The sequence below is a fragment of the Pseudomonas sp. NPDC096925 genome (assembly GCF_044762545.1).
Classification (GTDB): domain Bacteria; phylum Pseudomonadota; class Gammaproteobacteria; order Pseudomonadales; family Pseudomonadaceae; genus Aquipseudomonas.
The window spans coordinates 1-3,018 of record NZ_JBIWEM010000022.1 but is presented as its reverse complement, the minus strand read 5'-3'; the positions used below and the strand labels follow the sequence as shown (position 1 = coordinate 3,018).

Genomic DNA, 3,018 nt, shown 5'->3' with positions numbered 1-3,018 from the left:
TTGTCGAACTCAACGACTGCCGAACCGAAAACTTCGGAGCAGACGCGAGTCAGAGCTGCGGTCAGAGTGGTCTTACCGTGGTCAACGTGGCCGATAGTGCCGACGTTAACGTGGGGAAGGGAACGATCAAACTTTTCCTTAGCCATCGATACAATCCTCCGCAGAAGAAATAGTCTTGCGCTGATAAAACAAAGGCAGATATTTTCATATCTGCCTTGTTTATATGGAGCTCTTGAGCGGACTTGAACCGCTGACCTCACCCTTACCAAGGGTGTGCTCTACCAACTGAGCTACAAGAGCGAAACACTTTGTGCAAAATCCAGCAAACTTGGAGCGGGTAGCGGGAATCGAACCCGCATCATCAGCTTGGAAGGCTGAGGTTCTACCACTAAACTATACCCGCGGAGCTTGCGGCTCTCGCTAAAACTGGTGGAGGGAGAAGGATTCGAACCTTCGAAGCTCTCGCAACGGATTTACAGTCCGTCCCCTTTGACCGCTCGGGAATCCCTCCAGATGTGGCCGGCATTCTATTTGTCTGCCGCCCCAGTGTCAAGCGTTTTTTCAAATTTTTTCAATCAAATCTGAAACTTAGCTGCTTTGACACCGCTTCCAGTTCTGCCACCTGAGTGGTGTTCCCTGTGAAGCGGGCGCCATTCTATCAAGCTATTCGCCAGTTGCAATACCCTGGCAGAAAATAATTTTGTGTTTTAAGTCTTTGAAATCGTTGGAAAGAGTCGCGAGGACGGTTTGGTCCAGCAAACGCTCGCTTTCCGGGGCAACCTTGAGCCAACGACCATCTGCACCAGGCAACTGCCCTACCACCGGCAGCGTGGCGATATCCAGGCTCAACAGGCGCTGACGCAGTGCATCGAGTTGGCCCTGCCCCGTTACACCGCCCACTACCAGACACTCATCCCGGCGCTTGGGTGGCGCCGACACACCCGTTTCACGCAACAGGCGAATCTCTTGCTGACTCCCCTTGTACAGCGACAAGGGTGCGACTTCCTTGACCTTCAGCGGGGCTTCCTGCTGGTGCCACACGTAATAGAAGACGTTGAGCACCAGTAACAGCAGAAACAACCAACGCATAGGCACCTCAATCCAATGGGCAGGCCATGGCCAGGCCTACGAAAACCAGGTCAGGCACGACACGCGCCTGCGGCACGGCCTCCCTTACCAGCGGCGCGTCGCCACCTGTAAGGAATACCGTGAAATCCTCCCCCCACAACGTACGTGCCTGCTCGAGCTGGGTACGCGCAAAACCCTGGAGCATCAACACGCAACCGCGCTCGACGGCCTCGACAGTCGAGCGCCCTGGCGCAAGGCTGGCCAATGCACGCTCGGCGGAGGCATCGTCATAACGGATACGCCGGGTGTGGGTACGCAACTGGCTACGCATCAATGGCATACCCGGGCAGATGTAGCCACCCAGGTGCTCGCCGTCCGCCGCAACGAAATCCGCTTTTGCAGCGGTCCCCAGATCAATCACCAGGCAGGCGCCCTTGGCCAGGTGAAATGCTCCCAGCGCCGCCAACCAACGGTCCATGCCCAGGCGCTGGTAGTCGTCATAGCCATTGCGCACACCTGCCATTTCCTGGGCCGGGTGCGCCACACGGGCCTGCACTGCAAACGCCTGGGCAATCATCGCGCAAAGCGCGTCGTTTTCTTCCTCACTGCGCACACTGACAATGCGGCAGCCGGTAAGACGCACCGAAGCCAGTGCAGCCACTTCGGCCACCAGCGCCTGATCGGAATCGACGATACCACCGCTTTCAATCGCCGCATCAGCAACATGGATTACCCGCCACTTGATGAAGCTGTTACCGCAATCGAGCTCAAGAATCATCACGCAACCTCAAACTGAGCTCACCACCACTGAAGCTCTTTTCCACCCCGTCCACCTCAAGGCGCAAGCCGCCCTGCCCGTCGACGCCAAGAACCACGCCATCAATGCGCGTACTACCCGCAACCAGAGAAACCTTGCAGCCCTGCCAGAGATGCGCCTGCTCCCATTCTTCCTGGAATGCGGCAAAACCGTAGCGACGATGCCGTGCCAATTCGTGTTGCAGCTGCTGACTGAGTAACGCTACCAGCCGGTTACGGTCGATTGTCGCACCCACCTCACGCCGCATCGAGGTCCACACCTGGTCGACCTGATCGTTGGTCTGCATGTTCACATTGATGCCGATACCCAGCACCACATGACAGACATCTGCCGGGTCACCCACCAACTCCAGGAGAATGCCGGTGATCTTCTGCCCCCGAACGAGGACATCGTTGGGCCATTTGAGCCCCACATCCTTTACCCCGAACGCCTGCAGGGTACGCATTACTGCCAACCCCACCACCAGGCTCAAGCCCTCAAGCTGGCGCATGCCACCATCCACACGGAGTACCAGGCTGTAATAGAGGTTTTCGGCAAACGGGCTGACCCACTGCCGACCGCGCCGACCACGGCCAGCGCTCTGGCGCTCGGCCAGGACCAAAAATGGAGCGGTCTGCCCTTCCCCGGCGAGCCGCAGGCCTTCGGCGTTAGTCGAATCGATGGTTTCATGGATGAAAACGGGCCACTGCTCGCCTTCGGCAAACCCGGCGATCGCCTGGGCATCGAGCAAAGCCAGTGGCGCTGCCAGCTGGTAGCCGCGCCCACGAACCTTGTGAATGGTGAGGTTCAGCTCGCTCTCCAGGTGCTGCAGCTGCTTCCAAACGGCGCTGCGACTCACCCCGAGGGCTGCCCCCAGAGCTTCTCCGGAATGGAACCGACCATCCTTGAGGAGATTCAACAACTTCAGCATGCCAGTCTCGACTTGGAATAAGGCAGGCATGATAGCTATGGGCTGTTGGCTTGCATAGGAAAAGGGCCTGCCAGCAGGGCGAAGGGCCCGCGCCGAATCTGTGAGAGCTGTTTTAGCGGCGAAGCAGACGACGCGGAGGATGGCACCGGCTTTGCCGGTGTTCGCGGGTGAACCCGCTCCCACAGGGGGCGCGTATGCCCGGGAGTTTTTGCGCCACAAAGAC

General features: G+C 58.3%; 4 protein-coding genes and 3 tRNA genes. All 7 read right to left on the bottom strand.

Annotated features, from left to right (window positions below; translation table 11 throughout):
• Positions 1 to 146 (bottom strand): GTP-binding protein (locus ACIQYU_RS26415; protein WP_232895364.1); only part of this gene is annotated, 146 nt, incomplete at its 3' end.
• A 78-nt stretch (positions 147 to 224) separates the two neighbouring features.
• Positions 225 to 300, bottom strand: a tRNA-Thr gene (locus ACIQYU_RS26410).
• Between the two features lie 29 nt (positions 301 to 329).
• Positions 330 to 403: transfer RNA gene (locus tag ACIQYU_RS26405), tRNA-Gly, on the bottom strand.
• A 24-nt stretch (positions 404 to 427) separates the two neighbouring features.
• A tRNA-Tyr gene (locus ACIQYU_RS26400) sits at positions 428 to 511 on the bottom strand.
• Between the two features lie 152 nt (positions 512 to 663).
• Entirely contained in the window at positions 664 to 1,089 is a 426-nt protein-coding gene (locus tag ACIQYU_RS26395) for a hypothetical protein (RefSeq protein WP_207832717.1), read from the bottom strand.
• 7 nt (positions 1,090 to 1,096) lie between these two features.
• The gene (locus ACIQYU_RS26390; protein WP_207832715.1) at positions 1,097 to 1,846 is read right to left on the bottom strand and encodes a pantothenate kinase; all 750 of its coding nucleotides are present in this window, start codon (positions 1,844 to 1,846) and stop codon (positions 1,097 to 1,099) included.
• A complete protein-coding gene (gene birA, locus ACIQYU_RS26385) occupies positions 1,836 to 2,795 on the bottom strand; it encodes a bifunctional biotin--[acetyl-CoA-carboxylase] ligase/biotin operon repressor BirA (protein ID WP_207832713.1) in 960 nt (319 codons plus the stop codon). The genes ACIQYU_RS26390 and birA overlap by 11 nt, the downstream gene beginning before the upstream one ends.
• Positions 2,796 to 3,018 lie beyond the last annotated feature (223 nt).